General features: G+C 67.7%; 1 protein-coding gene. It reads left to right on the forward strand.

Features of this window, described 5'->3' with window-relative positions:
* On the forward strand, nucleotides 1–1,556 hold a 1,556-nt coding region (gene tssI, locus ACQ4N9_RS26450; RefSeq protein WP_430934101.1), incomplete at both ends, for a type VI secretion system tip protein TssI/VgrG.

The following is a 1,556-nucleotide window of genomic DNA, read 5'->3' on the forward strand; positions in this document are numbered from 1 at the left end:
AGTCGGTCAGCCACGCCGAGCCTGAGCTGGAAGACTACGACTACCCCGGGCGCTTTCTCGACCGCGCCCGTGGCAAGCACTTGGCCACCCGCGCCCTGGAGCGTCACCGCAGCGACTTCCGCCTGGCCGAAGGGCACAGCGACCAGCCCTTGCTCGCCAGCGGCCACTTCCTGACCCTGGCCAGCCACCCCAATGCCGCCTGGAATGACCTCTGGCTGCTGCTTGAAGTGACCCACCAGGGCCGCCAGCCGCAGGTGCTGGAAGAAGCCATCACCAGCGATATCGACGCGAAACATGACGGTTTCCAGCAGGGCTACCGCAACCAGTTCAGCGCCACCCCGTGGGATGCGGCCTATCGCCCGCCCCTGAACCACCCCAAGCCACGCATCCTCGGCACCCAGCGCGCCATCGTGAGCGGCCCCGCCGGCGAAGAGATCTACTGCGACGAGTTCGGCCGCATCAAGGTGCAGTTCTTCTGGGACCGCGAAGGCCAGGCCGACGACAAGTCCAGCGTGTGGATGCGTGTCGCCAGCAGTTGGGCCGGGCAGGGCATCGCCGGGTTGCAACTGCCCCGGATCGGCATGGAGGTGCTGGTCAGCTTCCTCGAAGGTGATCCCGACCAGCCGCTGGTGACCGGCTGCCTGTACCACGGCGTAAACATGCCGCACTACAAGCTGCCCGACCTGAAGACCCTGGCCACCATCAAGAGCAAGGAATACAAGGGCAGCCGCGGCAACGAACTGCGCATCGACGACACCACCAGCGAAATCAGCATCGGCCTGCGCAGTGACCACGGCGCCAGTGCGCTGAACCTCGGCTACCTCACCCACCCAAGACCGAGCGGCGGCGCCCCGCGCGGTGAAGGTTTCGAGCTGCGCACCGACCGCCACGGCGCCATCCGCGCTGCGGGCGGTTTGTTGCTCACCACCGAGCCCCGCGCCAACGAAGCCAAGCACCACAAGGACCTGCCCGAAACCGCCGAACGCCTGGCCACCGCCAGCGACCAGCAGGACAGCCTGGCGGAACTGGCCAAGCAGATGCAGGCCCAGGAACCCGGCGACCAGGACGACGTCGCCAAGCGTTTGCACGAGCAGCACCAGGGCATCCTCGGCAGCGGCCCGGTCAACCAGAGCGCCAACGAATTCCCCGAGTTCGCCCAGCCGCACCTGGTGCTCTCCAGCCCCGCCGGTATCGCCCTGACCACCCCGGGCCCCAACCACATCACCACCGGCGAGCACCTGGCCCTGAGCAGCACCGGCCACACCAGCCTGACCGCCGGCAAGCGCCTGTTGGCCAGCGCCAGCCAAGGCATGCGCCTGTTCGTGCAGAGCCTGGGCTGGAAGCTGGTGTCGGCCTCCGGCGACATCGACATCCGCGCCTTGAAGGACAACATCAACCTGCTGGCCAAGCTCGACGTCACCGCCAACGCCGACCGCATCGTGCTCACCGCCAAGACCGAGCTGGTGCTGCAGGGCGGCGGCAGCGGCACGACCTACAACGCCGGCGGCATCACCCACGTCACCAGCGCCAACTACACCGCCAAGGCCGCGCAGTTT

The sequence above is a fragment of the Pseudomonas sp. ES1 genome, assembly GCF_050586605.1.
GTDB lineage: Bacteria > Pseudomonadota > Gammaproteobacteria > Pseudomonadales > Pseudomonadaceae > Aquipseudomonas > Aquipseudomonas sichuanensis.